The 19280-nt window shown below is 34.2% G+C and carries 23 protein-coding genes and 3 pseudogenes; 18 read left to right on the top strand and 8 right to left on the bottom strand.

Annotated elements, in window-relative coordinates; translation table 11 throughout:
* Positions 1-78: 78 nt before the first annotated feature.
* The 5 genes from rocR to EUC40_RS14975 all read left to right on the top strand — a co-directional run bounded on the left by rocR (position 79) and on the right by EUC40_RS14975 (position 4656).
* Positions 79-1464 (top strand): arginine utilization transcriptional regulator RocR, encoded by a 1386-nt coding sequence (gene rocR, locus EUC40_RS14995; protein ID WP_079999564.1) that lies wholly within the window; start codon positions 79-81, stop codon positions 1462-1464.
* Positions 1465-1674: 210 nt separating this feature from the next.
* Positions 1675-3096, top strand: coding sequence for a lysine 2,3-aminomutase (kamA, locus tag EUC40_RS14990; RefSeq protein ID WP_071709534.1), 1422 nt, complete (start codon positions 1675-1677; stop codon positions 3094-3096).
* Positions 3093-3365: a YokU family protein gene (locus tag EUC40_RS14985; protein WP_000995763.1), complete on the top strand. Its 273-nt coding sequence runs from the start codon at positions 3093-3095 to the stop codon at positions 3363-3365. The genes kamA and EUC40_RS14985 overlap by 4 nt, the downstream gene beginning before the upstream one ends.
* Positions 3366-3437: 72 nt before the next feature.
* Entirely contained in the window at positions 3438-3653 is a 216-nt protein-coding gene (locus tag EUC40_RS14980; RefSeq protein WP_002171816.1) for a YozE family protein, read from the top strand.
* 340 nt (positions 3654-3993) lie between these two features.
* Positions 3994-4656: a hypothetical protein gene (locus EUC40_RS14975; protein ID WP_000101497.1), complete on the top strand. Its 663-nt coding sequence runs from the start codon at positions 3994-3996 to the stop codon at positions 4654-4656.
* A 4-nt stretch (positions 4657-4660) separates the two neighbouring features.
* On the opposite strand, the pseudogene EUC40_RS14970 reads toward EUC40_RS14975, so the two are convergent.
* A pseudogene (locus EUC40_RS14970) lies at positions 4661-4815 on the bottom strand (DUF3930 family protein).
* A 149-nt stretch (positions 4816-4964) separates the two neighbouring features.
* Here EUC40_RS14970 and EUC40_RS14965 point away from each other — a divergent pair.
* The 5 genes from EUC40_RS14965 to EUC40_RS14945 all read left to right on the top strand — a co-directional run bounded on the left by EUC40_RS14965 (position 4965) and on the right by EUC40_RS14945 (position 7711).
* Positions 4965-5144: a YozD family protein gene (locus EUC40_RS14965; RefSeq protein WP_000658451.1), complete on the top strand. Its 180-nt coding sequence runs from the start codon at positions 4965-4967 to the stop codon at positions 5142-5144.
* A gap of 110 nt (positions 5145-5254) precedes the next feature.
* Positions 5255-5437 carry a hypothetical protein gene (locus tag EUC40_RS14960; protein ID WP_000473370.1) on the top strand — a complete coding sequence of 61 codons (183 nt, stop codon included), beginning with the start codon at positions 5255-5257 and terminating at the stop codon, positions 5435-5437.
* On the top strand, positions 5437-6258 hold the full coding sequence (locus EUC40_RS14955) for a serine/threonine protein kinase (protein WP_156575843.1): 822 nt from the start codon (positions 5437-5439) through the stop codon (positions 6256-6258). Before EUC40_RS14960 ends, EUC40_RS14955 begins: the two co-directional genes overlap by 1 nt.
* Positions 6240-6995 carry a sporulation protein gene (locus EUC40_RS14950; RefSeq protein WP_156575842.1) on the top strand — a complete coding sequence of 252 codons (756 nt, stop codon included), beginning with the start codon at positions 6240-6242 and terminating at the stop codon, positions 6993-6995. Before EUC40_RS14955 ends, EUC40_RS14950 begins: the two co-directional genes overlap by 19 nt.
* 77 nt (positions 6996-7072) lie before the next feature.
* Positions 7073-7711 carry a phosphatase PAP2 family protein gene (locus tag EUC40_RS14945; RefSeq protein WP_156575841.1) on the top strand — a complete coding sequence of 213 codons (639 nt, stop codon included), beginning with the start codon at positions 7073-7075 and terminating at the stop codon, positions 7709-7711.
* On the opposite strand, the gene EUC40_RS14940 is transcribed toward EUC40_RS14945, so the two are convergent.
* The 5 genes and pseudogenes from EUC40_RS14940 to EUC40_RS27000 all read right to left on the bottom strand — a co-directional run bounded on the left by EUC40_RS14940 (position 7698) and on the right by EUC40_RS27000 (position 11290).
* On the bottom strand, positions 7698-8579 hold the full coding sequence (locus EUC40_RS14940; protein WP_156575840.1) for a cation diffusion facilitator family transporter: 882 nt from the start codon (positions 8577-8579) through the stop codon (positions 7698-7700). The two genes, EUC40_RS14945 and EUC40_RS14940, sit on opposite strands and share 14 nt — an antisense overlap.
* Before the next feature lie 393 nt (positions 8580-8972).
* Complete coding sequence (locus EUC40_RS14935) at positions 8973-9287, bottom strand: thioredoxin family protein (protein WP_000658777.1); 315 nt, start codon at positions 9285-9287, stop codon at positions 8973-8975.
* Between the two features lie 84 nt (positions 9288-9371).
* A pseudogene (locus tag EUC40_RS27520) lies at positions 9372-9692 on the bottom strand (site-specific integrase).
* A 707-nt stretch (positions 9693-10399) separates the two neighbouring features.
* Entirely contained in the window at positions 10400-11011 is a 612-nt protein-coding gene (locus EUC40_RS14930; protein WP_156575839.1) for a hypothetical protein, read from the bottom strand.
* A 105-nt stretch (positions 11012-11116) separates the two neighbouring features.
* Positions 11117-11290, bottom strand: coding sequence for a hypothetical protein (locus EUC40_RS27000; protein ID WP_167520155.1), 174 nt, complete (start codon positions 11288-11290; stop codon positions 11117-11119).
* 181 nt (positions 11291-11471) lie between these two features.
* On the opposite strand from EUC40_RS27000, the gene EUC40_RS14925 reads away from it, so the two are divergent.
* Positions 11472-11825: a hypothetical protein gene (locus EUC40_RS14925; RefSeq protein WP_395592173.1), complete on the top strand. Its 354-nt coding sequence runs from the start codon at positions 11472-11474 to the stop codon at positions 11823-11825.
* Between the two features lie 140 nt (positions 11826-11965).
* On the opposite strand, the gene EUC40_RS14920 is transcribed toward EUC40_RS14925, so the two are convergent.
* Entirely contained in the window at positions 11966-13258 is a 1293-nt protein-coding gene (locus EUC40_RS14920; protein WP_156575837.1) for a BclA C-terminal domain-containing protein, read from the bottom strand.
* Positions 13259-13469: 211 nt separating this feature from the next.
* On the opposite strand from EUC40_RS14920, the gene EUC40_RS14915 reads away from it, so the two are divergent.
* The 3 genes from EUC40_RS14915 (at position 13470) to EUC40_RS14905 (ending at position 15103) form a co-directional block, all read left to right on the top strand.
* Entirely contained in the window at positions 13470-13718 is a 249-nt protein-coding gene (locus tag EUC40_RS14915) for a DUF3947 family protein (protein ID WP_000469110.1), read from the top strand.
* A 140-nt stretch (positions 13719-13858) separates the two neighbouring features.
* Positions 13859-14395: a C1q-like domain-containing protein gene (locus EUC40_RS14910; protein ID WP_156575836.1), complete on the top strand. Its 537-nt coding sequence runs from the start codon at positions 13859-13861 to the stop codon at positions 14393-14395.
* A gap of 96 nt (positions 14396-14491) precedes the next feature.
* Positions 14492-15103, top strand: a complete 612-nt coding sequence (locus tag EUC40_RS14905; protein WP_156575835.1) for a hypothetical protein — start codon at positions 14492-14494, stop codon at positions 15101-15103.
* Positions 15104-15553: 450 nt separating this feature from the next.
* Here the strand turns inward: EUC40_RS14905 and EUC40_RS14900 are convergent, their stop codons facing one another.
* On the bottom strand, positions 15554-15748 hold the full coding sequence (locus EUC40_RS14900; RefSeq protein ID WP_000412565.1) for a hypothetical protein: 195 nt from the start codon (positions 15746-15748) through the stop codon (positions 15554-15556).
* 264 nt (positions 15749-16012) lie between these two features.
* Here EUC40_RS14900 and EUC40_RS14895 point away from each other — a divergent pair.
* The 4 genes and pseudogenes from EUC40_RS14895 to EUC40_RS14880 all read left to right on the top strand — a co-directional run.
* Positions 16013-16579: pseudogene (locus EUC40_RS14895) on the top strand (glycoside hydrolase family 25 protein); the annotation flags it as partial.
* A gap of 372 nt (positions 16580-16951) precedes the next feature.
* Positions 16952-17803 (top strand): peptidylprolyl isomerase PrsA, encoded by an 852-nt coding sequence (locus EUC40_RS14890; protein WP_156575834.1) that lies wholly within the window; start codon positions 16952-16954, stop codon positions 17801-17803.
* Between the two features lie 343 nt (positions 17804-18146).
* Complete coding sequence (locus EUC40_RS14885) at positions 18147-18365, top strand: hypothetical protein (protein ID WP_156575833.1); 219 nt, start codon at positions 18147-18149, stop codon at positions 18363-18365.
* Between the two features lie 239 nt (positions 18366-18604).
* Positions 18605-19012, top strand: a complete 408-nt coding sequence (locus EUC40_RS14880; RefSeq protein WP_156575832.1) for a hypothetical protein — start codon at positions 18605-18607, stop codon at positions 19010-19012.
* The last annotated feature ends 268 nt before the right edge of the window (positions 19013-19280 follow it).

The following is a 19280-nucleotide window of genomic DNA, read 5'->3' as shown; positions in this document are numbered from 1 at the left end:
AATCGTCATGCTTATAATCGCACAGAGGGATGCCAAAAATTCGGCGCTTAATTTGCTGAATTTTTGGCAAAAGGGGGGATGACATTGCTAGCAGTTTCGACACAAGAAGTCATTGAGGCGATTTTGGGCAGTATAGATGAGGCCATACACGCAGTGGATGAAAATGGGATTACGATCTTTTATAATACAGTTGCTGCAAAACATGATGGATCCAAAATTGAAAAAGTATTAGGTAAGCATTTGTTAGAAGCATTTCCTTCTCTATCTAGGGAAACAAGTACATTGATGAAAGTATTAGATACGAAAAAACCAATTGTACATCAAGTACAGCATTATCAAAATTTAAACGGAGAAGACGTTTGTACAGTAAATACGACATTACCTATATTTATTGATGGGAATATTGCTGGTGCTGTTGAAATTGCAAAAGACTATTCTACAATTCAACAACTTACTGATACAATTGTCGATTTACAGTCAAAAATAAAGCGATCATCTAACAATAAAGTGATTAAAAAGCATGTTGCGTTTGAGACGATAGTGACTAATGATGCTCGGTTTAAACAGACGAAAGAATTAGCGCAAAAAGTAGCGCCAACTGATGCAAATGTTTTAATATATGGGGAAACAGGAACAGGGAAAGAGCTATTTGTACAAGCGATTCATGAAGCTTCTAAACGGAAAAATAAGCCATTCATTGCACAAAACTGTGCAGCGTTGCCGGAATCGCTATTAGAAAGTTTATTGTTTGGAACGACTAAAGGAAGTTATACAGGTGCAATTGAAAGAGCAGGGTTATTTGAACTTGTAGATGGAGGGACATTATTTTTAGATGAATTGAATTCAATGCCGCTCGATTTACAAGCAAAAATGCTACGTGTATTAGAGGATGGGGTTATTCGTCGTATTGGTGATAATAAGACAAGAAAAGTAGATGTTCGCGTTATTACCGCAATGAATCAGCCACCAGAAGTATGTTTAAGGGAGAATAAAATTCGCACTGATTTATATTATAGATTAAATGTCTTTTCGTTATATATCCCACCGTTACGCGAAAGAACGGAGGATGTCGTATTATTAGCTTCTTATTTTTTGAAAGAATATAATAAAAGTTATAAAAAAGGTGTACTTCAAATGGATAAGGAAGCGAAAGAAAGATTACAAGCTTATCAATGGCCTGGAAATGTTCGTGAGTTAAAACATACGATTGAACATGCAGTCATTATCGCAGAAGGGCATACATTAACAGCCAATTGCTTACCACGTACATTTCGGAAAGAGAATCTTCCAAAGAAGAAGAGCGTTTTACCACTTAGAGAAGCACTTCATCAAACGGAAAAGGAATTAATAGATCAAGCGTTAATTGAAACGGAAGGGAATATATTACAAGCTGCAAAAATGTTAGGCATCCCTCGTCAAACGCTTCAATATAAACTGAGCAAGTACGACAAAACCGCCGAATAATCGGCGGTTTTTGTGTGTTTGCACCAATAAAAGAGCGTTTACATATATAAAAAGTAATGAATATGATGTTAAGTATTGATTTCATAAAACGCTTAAAAATATTTTTTCGCTTATGTAATAGGGTTCTCCGCACATTTACTTATCAACAATGTAAAGTTGGCATAACTATTGCTTATATAAAGGATGAGCGTATAAAAAGGGGGAATAGCAATGTTACATGATGTATACAAACCAAATCGTCACTGGAAGGATATCGAATTATGGAAGGATGTTACTGAAGAGCAATGGAATGATTGGGTTTGGCAATTAACGAATACGATCAAAACGTTAGATGACTTAAAGAAAGTAATTAATTTAACACCTGAAGAAGAAGAGGGCGTTAAAATTTCAACAAAAACGATCCCGTTAAACATTACACCGTACTATGCTTGGCTAATGAATCCTGATGATCCACGCTGTCCGATTCGGATGCAATCAGTACCGATTTCGGAAGAGTTATATAAAACGAAATATGATTTAGAAGATCCTCTTCATGAAGATGAAGATTCACCAGTTCCAGGGTTAACGCATCGTTATCCAGACCGCGTATTATTTTTAGTAACGAATCAATGTTCTATGTATTGTCGTTACTGTACACGCCGTCGTTTTAGTGGACAAATTGGAATGGGTGTACCGAAGAAACAATTAGACGATGCGATCGGTTACATTCGTGATACACCACAAGTACGAGATGTATTAATCTCTGGTGGTGACGGTCTTCTAATTAACGATAAAATTTTAGAATATGTATTAAAAAGTTTACGAGAGATTCCGCATGTCGAGATTATTCGTATTGGAACGAGAGCACCAGTAGTATTCCCGCAGCGTATTACAGAGAATTTATGTAACATTATTAAAAAATACCATCCAGTATGGTTAAATACGCACTTTAATACATCTATTGAAATTACAGAAGAATCGAAAAAAGCATGTGAAATGTTAGCGAATGCAGGTGTTCCAGTCGGAAACCAAGCAGTAATTTTAGCTGGTATTAACGACAGCGTTCCAATTATGAAAAAACTTATGCATGACTTAGTAAAAATCCGTGTACGTCCATACTACATTTATCAATGTGACTTATCAGAAGGTATCGGTCATTTCCGTGCACCAGTATCGAAAGGTCTTGAAATTATTGAAGGCTTACGCGGACATACGTCTGGTTATGCGGTTCCGACATTCGTTGTCGATGCACCAGGCGGTGGCGGTAAAATTGCGCTTCAGCCAAACTATTTAATCTCACAAAGTGCAGATAAAGTGGTACTTCGTAACTTCGAAGGTGTTATTACGACGTATCCAGAGCCAGAGAGCTACATCCCAGGAAGAGCGGAAGGATACTTTAAAGAGATTTATCCAAACTACGAAGAAAAACGTTCAGATGTTGGTATCGCAGGTCTTATGAGCGATAAGAAATTTAACCTTGTTCCAGACGACTTACAGCGTATGACCCGTCGTAAAGACTATGAAGATAATGACACGCATGCATCTTTAAAAGATAAACGTGATAAGCGCGACCAATTAAAAGATAAAAAATATCAAGCGCAAATGGCAAAATTAGAAGAAAATGACAAAAAAACCGAGGGTGATGCAGTATGAATTGTATGTGGTGTGACAGTACAGAAGCGAAAGAAAGCTTGAATACTGTATATTGGGAACTACCAGATGGTACGAAAGCCATTGAAATCCAAGAGACACCATGTATTTCTTGTTCCTCATGTGGAATGGACTATCAATCAGATCACACAGTAAAAGAAATTGAAGATCAGTTATTTTTAATTTATACGAAAGATTTGCCAAAACAACTAACATACGAAGAATTAATGGGAAGACCACGTTTATTAAAAAGGAATTATTTCGACTTTTAACCAGCTTTTATGCTGGTTTTTTTCTTTTTTGCCTTGTATAATGTACCCAAGTTAGAAAGGTAGGGAATACGTTTGAAAAAGACATTTTACCATTATATGATGAAGCATCGTGCAGCTTTATTTAGAAATGAAATTTCAGATTTAGCAGAGGCGATGTATGATGATTTAAGTTTTCCGAAGCAATCTGAAGACTATGATGAAATTAGTTCATACTTAGAGTTGAGCGGAATGCTAGAAAGTATGTCTATATTTGATGAAGCATGGGATTTATACATACAAGAGAGATAAAACATACAGAATACATTACTTTTACAAAGTGAAGTATTCTGTATGTTTTTTATCACGCTATTTGTTGGTGGTAAGACTTCCAACGCAGAGCAAAGAAGGTAAACGACCGATCGGTGTGGGTTGAATACAACCCCTATCGATTAAAGTTTCGCTTTATATGAAATATCTTGATTTGGAGCTAGTCTATTTACTAGCTTTTTTTGTGTTTTACATAAAATTTTATGTAGTGATATTTTTTTATCGAAAAAATTTATGAATATAAGCTTCTGTGATAAGCGTTTTTATGTAGGTTGCATATACTGATATCAAAATCACGACGTCAAAAAAAGGAGAGATAGAGATGGCAAGAAAAAAACAACCTAAATACAACGTAGGGGACATAGTCGTGATTACGCTATATGGAACCGTTGGTAAAATCACAAATATGAAAGTTTTAGATGGAGTTTACGTATACGAAGTAAATAATCACGATGGGTTTTACGTAGAACAAACATTGCAGCATGTTTCAGAACAAGAAATGAAAAAGGGCGACACAGAGTGGATTGAATTAAATTATAATTTCACATTTGGTGATCTCGTGCAAGTAACAGGATATGATAAAGATGTTTTCCGTATTGTCGGTTTCCGAACAGAAGTATGGAGATATAAAAATGACGCATGGGAAGACACCATATATGAATTGTCACGAATTACAGATGGTGAATGGTTAGAAGCGGATGAATCAGATTTAACGTTACTTGCCAATGCTCAAACGGCAAATGCAATTTTGAAGAAAATGAAGCAAGATAAAGCTGGTATGAATAAATTAGATTTAGGAAAATTAAAGTCAATTAACAACTCGAAAAAAGTGAGTGTTAAGACGAATCGTCAAGAAATCATTGATGGATTACTTGATATTTATAACGATTATCAATTGTTATTTGATACATTTAAAGATGAAGAATATAAAATTGTAATGGATGTTGTTCATAATTATTTAGTTAAATTGACAGAGAAAAAATAGTTAACTAGAAAGAGAGAATAAATTGAACAACAACATATGCAGTATAAGGTATGCCTACAATTATTAAAAAATAAAAAGCCATTTAATAAGAGAGTCTGCCCATTGATCTTCATGCATGAACTCTTCTTTTGTTTGCTCTACTTCATATTGATATTCCATTCTTATTTCCCCCTTTGGATAGCTTGTACTACCATCGTATGCACCTTGTCCGAATGATATGACCTATAAAAAAATAAAAACTATTTTTCTAATCTCATATACATAATTTTGAGATTTTTTCATAAAACAGAAATAAAGGAGTGATGCTCATGAAGGAAATTGAAGTCGTAATTGATACGGAAGAGATTGCGGAGTTTTTTTATGAGCAACTAATTGAAAGAGGATACGTCCCAAAACGAGAAGAAATTGAAGATCTCGCAGATATTACATTCGAGTATTTATTAGAGAAATGTATGATTGATGAAGTTTTTGATGAAGAGGATGAGTGAAAGTAACGACGGGCTTAACTCGTCGTTTTTTACTCTTTACAAACTTGTCACAAACATAGTCGGCAATTGTTGGTATAATTAAAAGAAAATTTTACTCAAGAGGTGAAGGGATGTTCAAAAAAATTATTGATTCTTTATTAGGAAAGAAAAAATATCGTTCGTATTCGAGTAGTGATTATCGTCATAGAGGGCGCTCTTATTCAAGTAGCGATTATAAACGACGTTCATCTGGTTATGGACATCATCATTATAAAAGAAAACGTAAAAGCCGTAGCTTCTTTTCAAGTAGCTGATGAAATGGCGTCGTGTACTAGCTTTATTTGATAGACCACTGCGAAAAAATACAATCGTTGCAGAACGTTATAAAATTGAATCAGTAATTGGAATGGGCAGTTATGGGGTTACATATGTCGTTAATGATTTACAAATAAATAGATATAAAGTCTTAAAACAATTAAGACGAAGTAAACAAAGATACGAATCTGGTAGAAAATCATTTGAACAAGAGAAAATGATTTTACAAACATTAAATCATCATACAATTCCTAGTTTATATGATCATTTCGTATGGGAGAAAAAGAGCTTTTTTGTAATGGAATATATGCCTGGTAAAAATTTCGAAGATTATATTTTTTTAGATGGACATATATATACAGAACGTGAAGTTTTTGAAATTTTATACGAAATATTAGAAATTGTTTCGGTGTTTCATAGTAAAGGCATTATTCACAGAGATTTACGTATTCCGAATATATTAATGAAAGAAAAACAGATTAGTATTATTGATTTTGGATTGGCTAAATATAAAGGTGAGGGTGATGAGCGAGTTACAACTTATGAAGGTGAACAAGCTTTGATGCGAGAAGTTCATTTTCGAAGTGATTTTTATGCTCTTGGTCATTTCTCGTTATTTTTATTATATGCCAGTTATGAATCTACTGAAAAACATGAAAAACCATGGTATGAAGAGTTAACTTTGGAAAATTATAATCGAGAAATACTCATGCGGATGTTACAAATAAAAACGCCGTACTATGAGAATGTACAAGATTTAAAAAAAGAGGTAGCTTTTGCTTTAGAAAGGATGGGGGCCCCATGTTTCAAAAGTTTTTAGCAAGCGTTGGTATTGGTAATGCAAAAGTAGATACTGTTCTTGAAAAAGATGAGTATATTGTTGGAGAAGAGATAGTAGGTAAGGTGCATATAACTGGTGGTTCAGTTAGCCAACAAATTGAAAGCATTTACTTAACGTTATCGACCTCGTATGTACGAGAAGTCGATGATAAAAAAATAACAGCAACGTACGATTTAGAGAGAGTTCGTTTAACAGAACCTTTTTTGGTAGAGCCGAATGAAAAGATGGAAATTCCTTTTTCATTTAAAATGCCAGTGGAAGCTCCACTTACACTCGGAATGAAAACAGTTTGGGTACATACGGGTCTTGATATTAAACGAAGTATTGACCCAATTGACCGTGATTACATTCAAGTGTTGCCAAATGCACTGTTAAGTAGCGTATTAGATAGTGTAAATCAATTAGGCTTTAAAGCACGTCATATAGAATGCGAAGAATTACCGTATCGATTACGTAAGCAAGTTCCATTCGCACAAGAATTTGAGTTTATTCCGGTTTCTGGAGAGCATTATGGGAAGTTAGATGAGTTAGAATTATTAATCTTGCCGAGTGCTTATGACCGTCTAGAAATCGTTATGGAAGTAGATAGAAAATCTCGTGGATTAGCTGGGTTATTTGCAGAAGCGCTTGATCTTGATGAGAAAATTATTCGCTTCATAGTAACGAATGAAGATATCCCAACGATGAAGCAAAAAATTAACAATTATCTTTTTTAATAATCTATGCATAAAAAAGAAATGGAGTGGGAAACTAAAACAACCGCTCCATTTTTTTGCATAGTGAGGTTATGTATGTGAAACGATATCGACATTTATACTTGTTAAGCTGTACTTTACTTATTTGTTTTGTCGCACTATCACTTTCGTATCATACCGCTTGTATTGAAAAATTTGATGATGTAGTTGCACACTTTATTCAAAGTTTTCGAAACGATTACTTGACAGCCTACTTTACTTGGGTGTCTTTTATCGGTTCCAAAAGAATATATTTCCCGTTACTCATAATTCTTGTAATGTATTTTCTCGTTAGAAAAAAGTTACTTAGTGCATTACTTCTAACAATTAATTACTACGGATCTCGTTATTTGAACAGTATGCTTAAACTATGGTACGAACGAGCAAGACCAGATGTAACGCAGCTTGTTACTGCAACTGGATATAGTTTTCCGAGCGGTCATACGATGAATGCTACTGCTTTTTTAGGATTTATTGCATACGTCACAATTACAGAAGAGCGTATTACATTGCATAAAAAATTGTTAATTATTTTTATAGCGAGCTTTGTTGTATTATCTATTTCAGTTAGCCGAATATATCTTGGCGTTCACTATCCATCTGACATATTAGCGGGATGGGCAGCTGGCGGTAGCTGGCTCGTTTTATGTGTTATATTTCATAAAGCGTTCATTAAAAAAGAACCTATATCAAAATAGGTTCTTTTTCCATTGGTTCAACATGAATGTGTGCATGGTAAATGCCAAACTTTTTCCGAAGCATAGCCTCGATGTTATCAGTAATACAATGACTTTCACCCACATCCATACGGGCATCTACTTCTATTGTTATATCAACGTACGTTTGATTCCCGTACATACGAGCGCGAATATCTACGATTTTTTCCACGCCACCAATATGTTCAATCGCATCGGCATATTCTTCCATTTTATCAGGATCGATTCCATCCGTTAACATATGAGAAGCTTCTACGAAAATATCCCATGCGGTTTTACAAATGATAAGGCCAACAATTAAAGCGGCAATAGGATCTAAAATAGGCATTTGGAACTGTGAACCGACAATACCTACTACAGTACCAATACTTACGAGCGCATCTGATAAATTATCCTTTGCAGCGGCTTCTAATGATTTACTTTTTGTTCGCGCTGCAATCTTTTTCGTATACAAATACACAAAGTACATAACGACAGCAGAAAATAAAGCGACCCACGCAGCGAGTAAATTAGGCGCTGCTTGTTTCGGATTTAAAAACGATTGAATGGCACTAATAACAACTTCTAATCCGACTGTTGCCATAATAAAGGAAGCAACAAGTGATGCGATTTGTTCTGCACGTGAATGCCCATATGGATGATCTGGGTCACGAGGTTTACGAGAAATTTTTAGACCAATTAATATCGCTAAAGAAGCACCGATATCCGTTAAGTTATTTAAACCGTCAGCACGTAATGCACTAGAGAGGGTAATATAACTGATGATGATTTTCATAGAGGATAAAAATATGTAGGCCATAATGCTGACAATAGCACCTTTATCAGCTTCTTTATGAGAAAGAGTATCCATTTTAATCACTCACCTTTCTTTAAAGGAATTTCTTTCTATACATAGAGTATCAAACGCAACTCGTGTGGGTCTATACAAACATTGTTGACGTTTTATAGCTTTTTAAGAAGCGGATAACAAAGTTTCGCGAAGGAAAAATATGTTGTAAAGTGCAAAGTAAGGGATAGGAGGTAGATGGGGGAAGAACCGAATACTTTTCTTAATATGTATTATTCTTATAATGACTGGGTGTAATTCATCAAGTGATGAAAATATGAAGAAGTATAGTATTTCTAAATTATTGATATATACTTTTAAAGGCCACAGTGGATGAAATGAAACAAAATAACTACGAAAGATAATTGTGAAAAAAGAGAAAAACCTCTGAAAAATATTTTTCAGAGGTTTTTCATCTTAGTATGCTTCTAAAAACTCAGTAACTTGCTCTTCAGTTTTTGCATTAGCGCTATGTAAGTGGCCTAGCTTCTCGCCATTTTGATATACAAGTAAACTTGGAATACCCATTACTTGATACTCTTCAGCGATACTTGGGAACTCATCTTTATTAATAGAATACCATTCAAATTTATTGAACTCTTCCATTACATCTCCGATAAAGTTGTCCATACGAACGCAATCTGGGCACCAAGTCGTAAAGAACTTAACAACTACTGGCTCCTCACTTGCGATGATGTCTTTGAATTCTTGTTCAGATTTGATTTCTTTCATGTTTTGTTGCTCCTTTTTCACTTATAATATTTGAAGTTATTTAGGTGGTGTTTTCGGTTAGAAACGAAAACTTTTAACAAAATTCTAACGAGAATTTTTCTTTCCGAATAATTCGTTAGCGAATTGATCCACCGCGATCTTTTGAAGTCCTGGTACAACAAGCGAGTAGGTGTCCAGTCTGATACCTACTCTTGTATGTCTTAAGCGTTCATTTGCAATTTTTGGATATATATCTTAAATCTTAGAAACGAACACTAGGAACCTCACTTTTCTTTATAAGCTTTTTTATGAGCTGTGTCAAACATATGAATTACAGGGATTACCGTTATAGGAAGGGCAAATTAAATCATAATTATTGTACCGAGCGTCATAACATTCTAGTACCGTTATTAATGACAAGTGCAAAAAAGTATGGAGAAACTAGAAATTGGTACTTCAATTTCTTTGGGCAATGAAATTATTCAAATGGAATTTGAAGATTGCGAGAGATTTATTAACACTATAAATAAAATCCAAAAGTATTTACTTAAATAAAAGCACATGGATGCTTTTTTCTTTGATATATAGAAATTACACACTAAACATATATTAATCGCCTTTGTTACTACAAGTTAAGGAATAGTAACAAAACGATGATACCAATAAAACCATATAAAAACAAAAAGAATCCGAATATAGGTAGTTTTGTATGAAAGTTGAGCATGGTAAACCTCCTTTTGTATATAGAAGATTTTAATATATTGTTGGTCAATTTAGAAGAATAACTATAAATTGGATGATTACACAGTAAATGTTAATACGAATGAAAGAATTGCAGTTAAAGATTAATAAACTTGAAAAAAAGCACGATGTGGAAAGTGAGAAACGTGAAATCGTACAATATTCTTGGGGTATGTAGTGAAAAATCAGGATATAAACGCTGATGAGGTGAAAATAGCTCATTACATCTCTTTTTCGGAGGAGGTGAGTTAGGCTGTTGAAATGGGGAAAGAAACTAATTTGAAGCCCACCTTGTTTGAGACATAATACAAGGTAGGCTTCAATGAAACGAAACGGATTGAATTTGTTTTCAAATTATACATGAACAAGGAATTGAAAGAGATGCATCATATCTAGTCTATTTTATTCCATATATAACAAAGCTGGTTAGCTTCTGATTCAAGTGCTATTAAATGCTCATTATTAATAGAGTTATTCGTGAACATTCTGTTTTTTTGGATGTTAAGGACTGTATAATTCACATCGTTATGTTCATTTGAAAATGTTGATTCATTTAATAATGTTAGTGTTGAGTTGATGTTGTATTTATCAATTCGCTCTCTTTTTCCTTTGAAAAATAGTTTGATAAGATGCGGCTCATCATTAATGAGCAAACCGAGTTCAGGTGATGAGCGGACGATTAAATCATCTGATATCCAATGTGATTTACCTGGATCGAACCAAGAGATGTCTTTGTTTTTAATAAATTTTTTGTACTGTTTTATGACGTCAATGTAGTTTTGCTTTTTCTTCTGATCAACTGTTTGCACTAATGTTTCGAAACATTCAAAAGGTAGTTCATTTTGATGAAATTTAATAACAGTTTCTCGTAATTGTTTCCAGTAATCAAAAATTGGTTGGTATTCAGGTTGAGATTTTAGATTTTTTACAAAGGTTGTTTTAGCAGCACTACCTTTCAGTGTGAAGTCTAAAAATTGTGTAAGGCTCACTTTAATTTCTGCCATAGTACACCACCTTTCTAAATTTTACCAATTCGATAATAGGAAGGAAATCCTTCCTAAAAGAGCAGTTAGCAAAAGCTAACTGCGCGACTCATGGAATATTGAGTTTTATAAAAGTCGAGATAAAATATCTTTGATTAATCCTGAAGCCCCAATTAGGAGTATCGACAGAAAAACAATTGATAATATACTTTTTTTCGGTTTTTTAAACTCTAGGTATAAGTTAATAATTGCACCAATTGCAACAATAATAAAGACAACGAGTCTTAATGTATCTGTCATGAATAATACCCCTATAAATTACTTAATTGTATTATAAAGGGATTTCTCTTGTGATTAGGTTGTTTGAGTAAGATTTAAGGTAATTTTAAACGGAAAATTGTATGAAAGAAGATATGTGAAAAAGGGATGGTGTAGAACTCAAGTTTTTTAAATGAAAAATAGGGGTTTGCCTTAAACATTAATTGCAGTCAAGAATATTTATAACAATATGAATAAAGAAATAGGTCCAATTTTTGTAATGGTGGAGGGGATTATTGTGGACATAACTCAAAGTGTGGTAAGAATAGTGGTTAATGGGAAAGACCTTCCGTTCACTTCAGTTCAAACCTCTGCATGGAATCATGGACCTGTAAATGATTTAATCGTTTCAACCAATCAGAGAGTGAATGAGCTTTATCAATCTATGTGGTCACAAGTACCGGTTACGATTTCGGTGTATTTTCTTCAAGGGGCAGACTTACTGAGATTCGTTAGAGTAGCTGGAATTAATGAACTTGTAACGGGAGAATATACATATCATTTCATTTGGGGATAATAAGAATTACAAGTAGCCTAACAGCTGCTTTTTTACTTTGTCATTTGAAGAAAATGTAGTCAAAAAGTGCCCGGAAATTGTTAACAACAAAACAAAAAAGAATCCAATTGGGCATTCTCTTTTGTTTACACATAAATTGATTATGAAACTTGCACTATTGTTAATGTAGCGCCAGCACTTCCGGGTAATAAAACAGCGGCGCCGAGTAATCCGAAAAATTGTAACTTTATAGTACTTCCCGCTGTTAACAATACTATAATTGTATTATTAAACTGGCTAACTGAAAGTACTGGATCAATTGTAGAAGCTGTATTAGCTGCACCATTAATAATTAATCGTGTGCTTAATAATAGAGCTGCGGTTAAATTGACTCCGTAGTTAATTAAATAACGACCAGCATTTGGAACGGTGAAAGTAGTATTTGTACCATCAACTGTAATACCACCAGAGAAAGTTTGATCACTAGGAAGAGGTACATCGGTTCCACCTAAAATTACAGCAATTGTTGCGCCGGTAGTATTGGCAGCGAAACTTGATACATTTGTAGTCCCGGTTCCAGTTAATCCAGTAGTTCCAGTCGAGCCAGTGGTCCCGGTAGCTCCAGTGGTCCCAGTTAATCCAGTAGTCCCAGTGTCGCCAGTAGCTCCAGTAACCCCAGTAGTCCCGGTATCGCCAGTAGCTCCAGTTAATCCAGTAGTCCCGGTGTCGCCAGTAGCTCCAGTAACCCCAGTAACCCCGGTAGTCCCAGTGTCGCCAGTAGCTCCAGTGGTCCCAGTTAATCCGGTAGTCCCAGTGTCGCCAGTAGCTCCAGTTAGTCCAGTAACCCCGGTATCGCCAGTAGCTCCAGTAACCCCAGTAACCCCAGTAGTCCCAGTGTCGCCAGTAGCTCCAGTTAATCCAGTAGCTCCAGTTAATCCGGTAGTCCCAGTATCGCCAGTAGCTCCAGTTAATCCAGTAGCTCCAGTTAATCCGGTAGTCCCAGTGTCGCCAGTAGCTCCAGTTAATCCGGTAGTCCCAGTTAATCCAGTAGCCCCGGTGTCGCCAGTAGCTCCAATTAATCCAGTAGCCCCGGTGTTGCCAGTAGCTCCAATTAATCCAGTAGCCCCGGTATCGCCAGTAGTCCCAATAGTCCCAATAGTCCCAGTAGCTCCAGTGGCTCCGGTGGCTCCGGTAGCTCCAGTGGCTCCGGTAGCTCCAGTGGCTCCGGTAGCTCCAGTGGCTCCGGTAGCTCCAGTGGCTCCGGTAGCTCCAGTGGCTCCGGTAGCTCCAGTGGTCCCGGTAGCTCCAGTAGCTCCAGTATCGCCAGTAGCCCCAGTGGTTCCAGTTGGTATTGTAAATGTTGGAGATGGTGGTAGTGTCGGTCCAATTAAGTTAGGATCGAATGCAGCTCCATAAAGGATTTCATTTGAATTGTTTTTATTTTCTTTTGCCATACAATCACCTCCGAAAATCAAAGTATTATTATTAGATGAAAATTGTAATTAAAATATGTAATCAGAGGGGAATTTAATCAAATTTATCGTAGTTTTGATTCATTATTAATATATTCATTGAATATAAGCTGGCGGACTAGCTTGTAGCACGCACTGAAATAATGAATCATATCATACTTAGTAATATTTAATATGGAAGTGGGTTGAAAAAATGTTTCATTCATATTTTTATTCTCAGGCTGGCATGCGACCAGCGTATGGTACGTCAATAACGTATAGCGGAGCACAAAGTACAGTTCAAGCTGTTCAACAAGCACTACAAATGCAGCAACAAATGCAAATGCAGCAAGGTGTACAACCGTATTATTCATCCGTGGAGTATTATTACCCGGTGCATCATATAACACCGTACGGAAGTTCTTTTCTTACTATTCCATATGGAACTGTTTACAATTTATAAACTGGAAGGAATCTAGTTGTATATAAAAATATAAGGGTGCAAGTATAGGGCACCCTTACTAGAAAAAAATATTAGCTCGTCCAAACATTACTAATCACTCTTACATAATATGCAGTAATAAACATGAAAGGGGAACTAGTATGTCTTGTTATTACTATTGTAAATATTGTAAGGAGTACAAAAAGAAACAGCATGACTGTTGTAAGAACACAAGTAAGTGCAATGACAATAAAGACAAGCTTGTAAGGGCATCTGCATTTAGAGCTAGAAATACGGTGGATCAAACTGTTCCTGCTAATACTTTTGTAAAGGTATTGTTCCAAAATGAACAATTTGATTTAGCAAATGAGTATAATCCGGCAACGTCTATTTTTATTCCGAAGACTAGAGGGGTTTATTCTATTATTGGAACAATTGGTTTCTTTCCAAACAATCTCAACTTAAATTATAGAGCGCGTGTAGAAATTCGTGTGAATGGAAACGCTGCAATAGCTATAGATAACGACTTTTTTGGTCCGATAAATTTTGGGAATGTAGTAAGTGTTTCGACGATAATTCAATTGAATGAAGGAGATCAAGTAGAGGTTTATGCGCAAAGTAGTATAGATGGAGTTTTAAGTCCTTTAGAAGATGGGGCACATTTTGAAGCTGCAAGATTTCCTTCTCCAATTAAATAATGAGTATACAGAAGATAAAAGGTAAAGCCTCATCATGGGTTTTACCTTTTATTAAAAATAGTAATAGTTTGTCCAAACAATTCTAATCTATTTTACATATTATATGATAATAAGTTTAAAGGGGGAGTTACTACGTCTTATTATTATTGTAAGTATTGTAAAGATTACAAAAAGCAAAGTCATGACTGTTTTAGGAAAAGTAGTCAATGTGATAGGAAGTATGTAAAAGTAAAGTGCTGCGATGATAAGAAGGACGAGCTTATAAGGGCGTCTGCATTTAGAGCTGTTAATACAATGAATCAACCTGTTTCGGCAAATACTTCTGTTAAAGTATTATTTCAAAATGAGCAATTTGATTTAGCAAATGAATATAATCCAGCAGCGTCTACTTTTATTCCGAAAACTAGAGGGGTCTATAGTGTATTGGGGAATATAACATTTTCTCCAAATGATATTGCTGTGAATTACAGAGCTAGAGTTGAAATTCGTGTGAATGGAAATCCAGCAATAGCGATAGACAATGACTTTTTTGGGACAGGGGTATTTTTTAATAATGATGTCTCAGTAACTTCTATTCTTCAATTAGAAGCAGGGGATTTCGTTGAAGTTTTTGCAGAGAGTAGCATTGCTGGTGTAATCGTACAAAATGTTAATGGTTTCAATACGGTTCACTTTGAGGCTGCGAGATTTCCTTCTCCAACTAAATGAAGCTGAAGATTAGATATTTTGTAAGAATGTTTTAAGACCCTCATCAAATGGTGAGGGATTTTTATTGTTTTTCTAATATATATAAGTGAATTAATGAAATATATTGTTATTTGAGCATAATTCCGTGCCTTTAGGATTATGAAAATACAAAGTTGAATAAAAGCGAGATGCACTTCTAATTAATAAAACGGTTAACAAGTTTATATATACAGAAGGATATGGATGATGGTTAAACAAAAAAGAGCATACATAAAAAGTACGCTCTAAAGAAAGATAGGTTTTATGAGTGGATAATCTCCATACGATAATATATGTGCATTTAATGAAAACGTGTAAGGAATCAATAAATTATCAATGAAATATCATGAAATGAGTAATTTAAGCCAATTAATGAAGTAGTTTTTCAAAATTATCGAAGTAACTAAGCTGTAAAACTGCGAATTATGTGGATTAACAACGGGATAGGGATTGTACTTCGGTTTCATATTTCTTATAGTCTGGGTATTGAGTGATAGTTTGGCATTTAGGGATGCGAAGTTGATTAATTATAGAAACATTTGTAATTACTTCATTACAAGGACCGAAAAATGTAACTTTTAGTTTTGAATTTGGTGGAACTTTGAATACGATAGGTTTTTTTTCCATGAAATCAGCTCCTAATATTGAGTGTGACTTACGATTCACTTTTTGATTCATGTGAATAGGTGTATTAATATAATATGTAATTTTAGTGAAGTTGATTGTAATAATGTGAAAAGACATTTTTATTATGGAATCAATAAAAAAATGGTTTTTTTTTTTGGAAAATAATGATTCTCCTTATTTATATAATAGATTGCTAGCATTAGGCATATGAGACTTACAATAAAAGAAAGCAGTGAATATGATAATAAAAAGGAGTTGAATTGTATGGGTTTTATTGTAGATATTTCAAAATGGAACGGAACTATTAATTGGGATATTGCAACACCTCAATTAGATTTAGTTATTGCTAGAGTTCAAGATGGCTCGAACACAGTGGACTTTATGTATCGAAGCTATGTGGATGAAATGAAAAAGCGCAGTATTCCATTTGGTAATTATGCATTTTGTCGTTTTATATCTATTGCTGATGCAAAGAAAGAAGCACAAGATTTTTGGGATCGTGGTGATAAAGCTGCTAAGTTTTGGGTGGCGGATGTAGAAGTTCAAACGATGGTAGATATGCAAGGGGGAACTCAAGCATTTATAGATGAATTACGTCGTTTAGGTGCGGAAAAAGTGGGGTTATATGTAGGGCATCATACGTATGTATCATTTGGAGCACGAAATATTGAGGCTGATTTCGTTTGGATTCCTCGTTATGGAGGAAATAAGCCAGCATACCCATGTGATATTTGGCAATATACGGATTCTGGAACTGTTTCTGGCATTGGAAAATGTGATGTGAATCAATTAATAGGAAATAAGTCACTTTCTTGGTTTATAGGTTCGAATTAAGTAAATCAAATAAGCATAGTGGACACGCAGTAGTCAAGTAATATTCTGTTAGGTACGGAGCAAATTAATAGGACGAGCTTGAATGTATGAATGTTAAGGGGAATATAGCTGGATCAAAATCTTTCCGTATGGGAAAGAGTAAAAAATATGGTGGATATCGGGCAAACACATTGTATTAGTCAGTAATGAAATGTATTTTAATGAATACGTAAATAGTCTTCTTACTATTAAAATAGGAAGACTATTAACATTAGAAGGTAAAAGAACATAGTCGATTCAAATGAAATGAATTACATGTAGAAAACACACTGTTTTCACAATAGCAGTGTATAGTTACTTTTACATATTGATAAAAGTGAGGTATTTGAATTGAAAAAGAAACAGCTATTTTTGGGAACGATTATTTCATGCGTAGTGCTGGCATTATCTGCATGTGGTTCCTCTGACAACGTAGTAACATCAAAAGTAGGAAACATTTCAGAGAAAGAGTTAAGTAAAGAACTGCATGAAAAATATGGTGAAAGTACTTTATATCAAATGATGTTAAGTAAAGCATTGCTAGATAAATATAAAGTTTCAGATGAAGAAGCACAAAAGAAAGTAGAAGAAGCGAAAGATAAAATGGGTGACAACTTTAAATCGACTTTAGAGCAATTAGGATTGAAAAATGAGGATGAATTAAAAGAGAAAATGAAGCCAGAAATTGCATTTGAGAAAGCGATTAAAGAGACTGTTACAGAAAAAGATGTAAAAGAGAACTATAAACCAGAAATGAAGGTAAGTCACATACTAGTAAAAGATGAAAAGACTGCTAAAGAAGTAAAAGAGAAAGTAAATAATGGTGAAGATTTTGCTGCTTTAGCGAAGCAATATTCAGAAGATACTGGTTCAAAAGAACAGGGCGGGGAAATACCTGGGTTCGCTCCTGGACAAACAGTGAAAGAATTTGAAGAAGCTGCGTATAAATTAGATGCAGGACAAGTAAGTGAGCCAATTAAAACTACTTACGGTTACCATATTATTAAAGCGACTGATAAAAAAGAGTTGAAGCCGTTTAATGAAGTAAAGGATAAGATTCGTAAAGATTTAGAAGAACAAAGACTACAAGATACGACAGGTAAATGGAAACAACAAGTAGTCACTGATTTATTGAAAGCTGCTGATATTAAGGTAAATGATAAAGAATTTAAAGAGACATTTGAATTTCTAGAAAAGAAATAAATTAGAAAAGGGAACTCATATAGAGTTCCCTTTTCTAATTAGTGTGTGAGTTATAAATAGATAGTAAGACAATACAATATTACATTTTAATATTAAGAATTACAATGTAAAATTATGGATATAATTAAAGGGGAGAAAATAATTGTTTTATAGATTGTTGGTATTATAATGTTTTAGTTAATTAATTTTATTAAAGTGGATAACATTATTTGAAGAATAATACATATAATTGTATTGAAAAAATATTGCCGTTATAAGAAATGACAAGCTGAGCATTCTGTGAAAAAGAATGCTTATTTGTAATTGAATTAGTTATTAAAAAAATTAAGCTAGGAGAGATATTATGAAAGTCATTTTTCAAAGAGAAGGCGGAGGGAAAGTTTTTGAATCGTATGATGAAAATATAAGTGATTTAATGGTGATATTAAAAGAAACGAAAGGGATTAAAATCGGGATGGTTGAGTATGGAGTTATAAAATATAAACTGGAGTATTTTCGTCATCCGAAAAAAGCAGAAACAGAGAGAGAGTTACATATAATAATACAACCTAAACATATTTAATCGAGTATGTATGAAAAGAGAGTGTTGCTATTGCTCTCTTTTCATAAAAACTTATAAGGAATGGATTTTTTTCATTATAAGTTTCTTAAGTTTTGTGAGTTCGTTCATTATTATATATGTGTTTTTGTAAGGATGGTTAATACAAAAGATCAAAACTTTGTAGTATAGGCAGGGATTTTATATTTAGGTAGATAAATATATAAGAAAATAGTTTTTAATGGAATATTGGAGGGCAAAAAATGAGTTTAGCAAGTTATGTAGGCTGTAACGTTAAAATCCCGCTAACAGATCCAGATTCTAATACTCTAATTGTTTTTGGACTATGTTTTTCAGATGATAGTGCACTTGAAGTTGTGCAAGAATTTCAGTTCCAAACAAATTATACGTATGAAGTTTCATCTGGTTGGGGAATTGAACTAGTTGAGTGGCAAACTTTAAAGGAGAAGAAAGAAGCTAAAGAAAAGCTTTTAACTTTATGTTCGATTATGGAAGGATATTTGAATGAGGGGGACTATTTTGAATTATTTAGTTGTTGGGTTGGTGATGAAGATCAGGAACGAGTAGGAGATTTGAAATTGAAAATAAATCATTTTAATATAGATGAAATTTGTATTCCAGAAAGAACACTAGTTAGGATAGAAAAATAAATGTTGATAACATCAAGTATTAGAAAAAGCGATTTCACACTGAGTGAAGTCGCTTTTGTCGTTATTACATGTACTTAATTTTGGGAGTGAAAAAATTTTGTTTGAAAAAGGAAAAAGAAACAAAGGTTATAAGTATGATTCCATAATAAAAATTACGTTAAATTAAAAAATATAAGCATGCCTCTTCTCAAAAGAATGTATGTTCGTGTATAATTAGAACAAACGTTCTTTGTGTGGGGCGTTTTATGATTTAGAAATACATACAATC

The sequence above is a fragment of the Bacillus luti genome (assembly GCF_009739945.1).
Taxonomy (GTDB): domain Bacteria; phylum Bacillota; class Bacilli; order Bacillales; family Bacillaceae_G; genus Bacillus_A; species Bacillus_A luti.
Note: the sequence above shows the minus strand (reverse complement) of the source record. Positions and strands in the feature narration are given on the sequence as shown.

Coding starts and splice junctions, on each gene's coding strand:
- EUC40_RS14910 (WP_156575836.1), top strand. CDS start 13,859: ATGTCTTGTTATTACTATTGTAAATATTGTAAGGAGTACAAAAAGAAA.
- EUC40_RS27000 (WP_167520155.1), bottom strand. CDS start 11,290: ATGACAGATACATTAAGACTCGTTGTCTTTATTATTGTTGCAATTGGT.
- EUC40_RS14965 (WP_000658451.1), top strand. CDS start 4,965: ATGAAGGAAATTGAAGTCGTAATTGATACGGAAGAGATTGCGGAGTTT.
- EUC40_RS14985 (WP_000995763.1), top strand. CDS start 3,093: ATGAATTGTATGTGGTGTGACAGTACAGAAGCGAAAGAAAGCTTGAAT.
- rocR (WP_079999564.1), top strand. CDS start 79: ATGACATTGCTAGCAGTTTCGACACAAGAAGTCATTGAGGCGATTTTG.
- EUC40_RS14915 (WP_000469110.1), top strand. CDS start 13,470: ATGTTTCATTCATATTTTTATTCTCAGGCTGGCATGCGACCAGCGTAT.
- EUC40_RS14885 (WP_156575833.1), top strand. CDS start 18,147: ATGAAAGTCATTTTTCAAAGAGAAGGCGGAGGGAAAGTTTTTGAATCG.
- EUC40_RS14930 (WP_156575839.1), bottom strand. CDS start 11,011: ATGGCAGAAATTAAAGTGAGCCTTACACAATTTTTAGACTTCACACTG.
- EUC40_RS14975 (WP_000101497.1), top strand. CDS start 3,994: ATGGCAAGAAAAAAACAACCTAAATACAACGTAGGGGACATAGTCGTG.
- EUC40_RS14950 (WP_156575842.1), top strand. CDS start 6,240: ATGTTTCAAAAGTTTTTAGCAAGCGTTGGTATTGGTAATGCAAAAGTA.
- EUC40_RS14935 (WP_000658777.1), bottom strand. CDS start 9,287: ATGAAAGAAATCAAATCTGAACAAGAATTCAAAGACATCATCGCAAGT.
- EUC40_RS14880 (WP_156575832.1), top strand. CDS start 18,605: ATGAGTTTAGCAAGTTATGTAGGCTGTAACGTTAAAATCCCGCTAACA.
- EUC40_RS14960 (WP_000473370.1), top strand. CDS start 5,255: ATGTTCAAAAAAATTATTGATTCTTTATTAGGAAAGAAAAAATATCGT.
- EUC40_RS14900 (WP_000412565.1), bottom strand. CDS start 15,748: ATGGAAAAAAAACCTATCGTATTCAAAGTTCCACCAAATTCAAAACTA.
- EUC40_RS14920 (WP_156575837.1), bottom strand. CDS start 13,258: ATGGCAAAAGAAAATAAAAACAATTCAAATGAAATCCTTTATGGAGCT.
- EUC40_RS14940 (WP_156575840.1), bottom strand. CDS start 8,579: ATGGATACTCTTTCTCATAAAGAAGCTGATAAAGGTGCTATTGTCAGC.
- EUC40_RS14955 (WP_156575843.1), top strand. CDS start 5,437: ATGAAATGGCGTCGTGTACTAGCTTTATTTGATAGACCACTGCGAAAA.
- kamA (WP_071709534.1), top strand. CDS start 1,675: ATGTTACATGATGTATACAAACCAAATCGTCACTGGAAGGATATCGAA.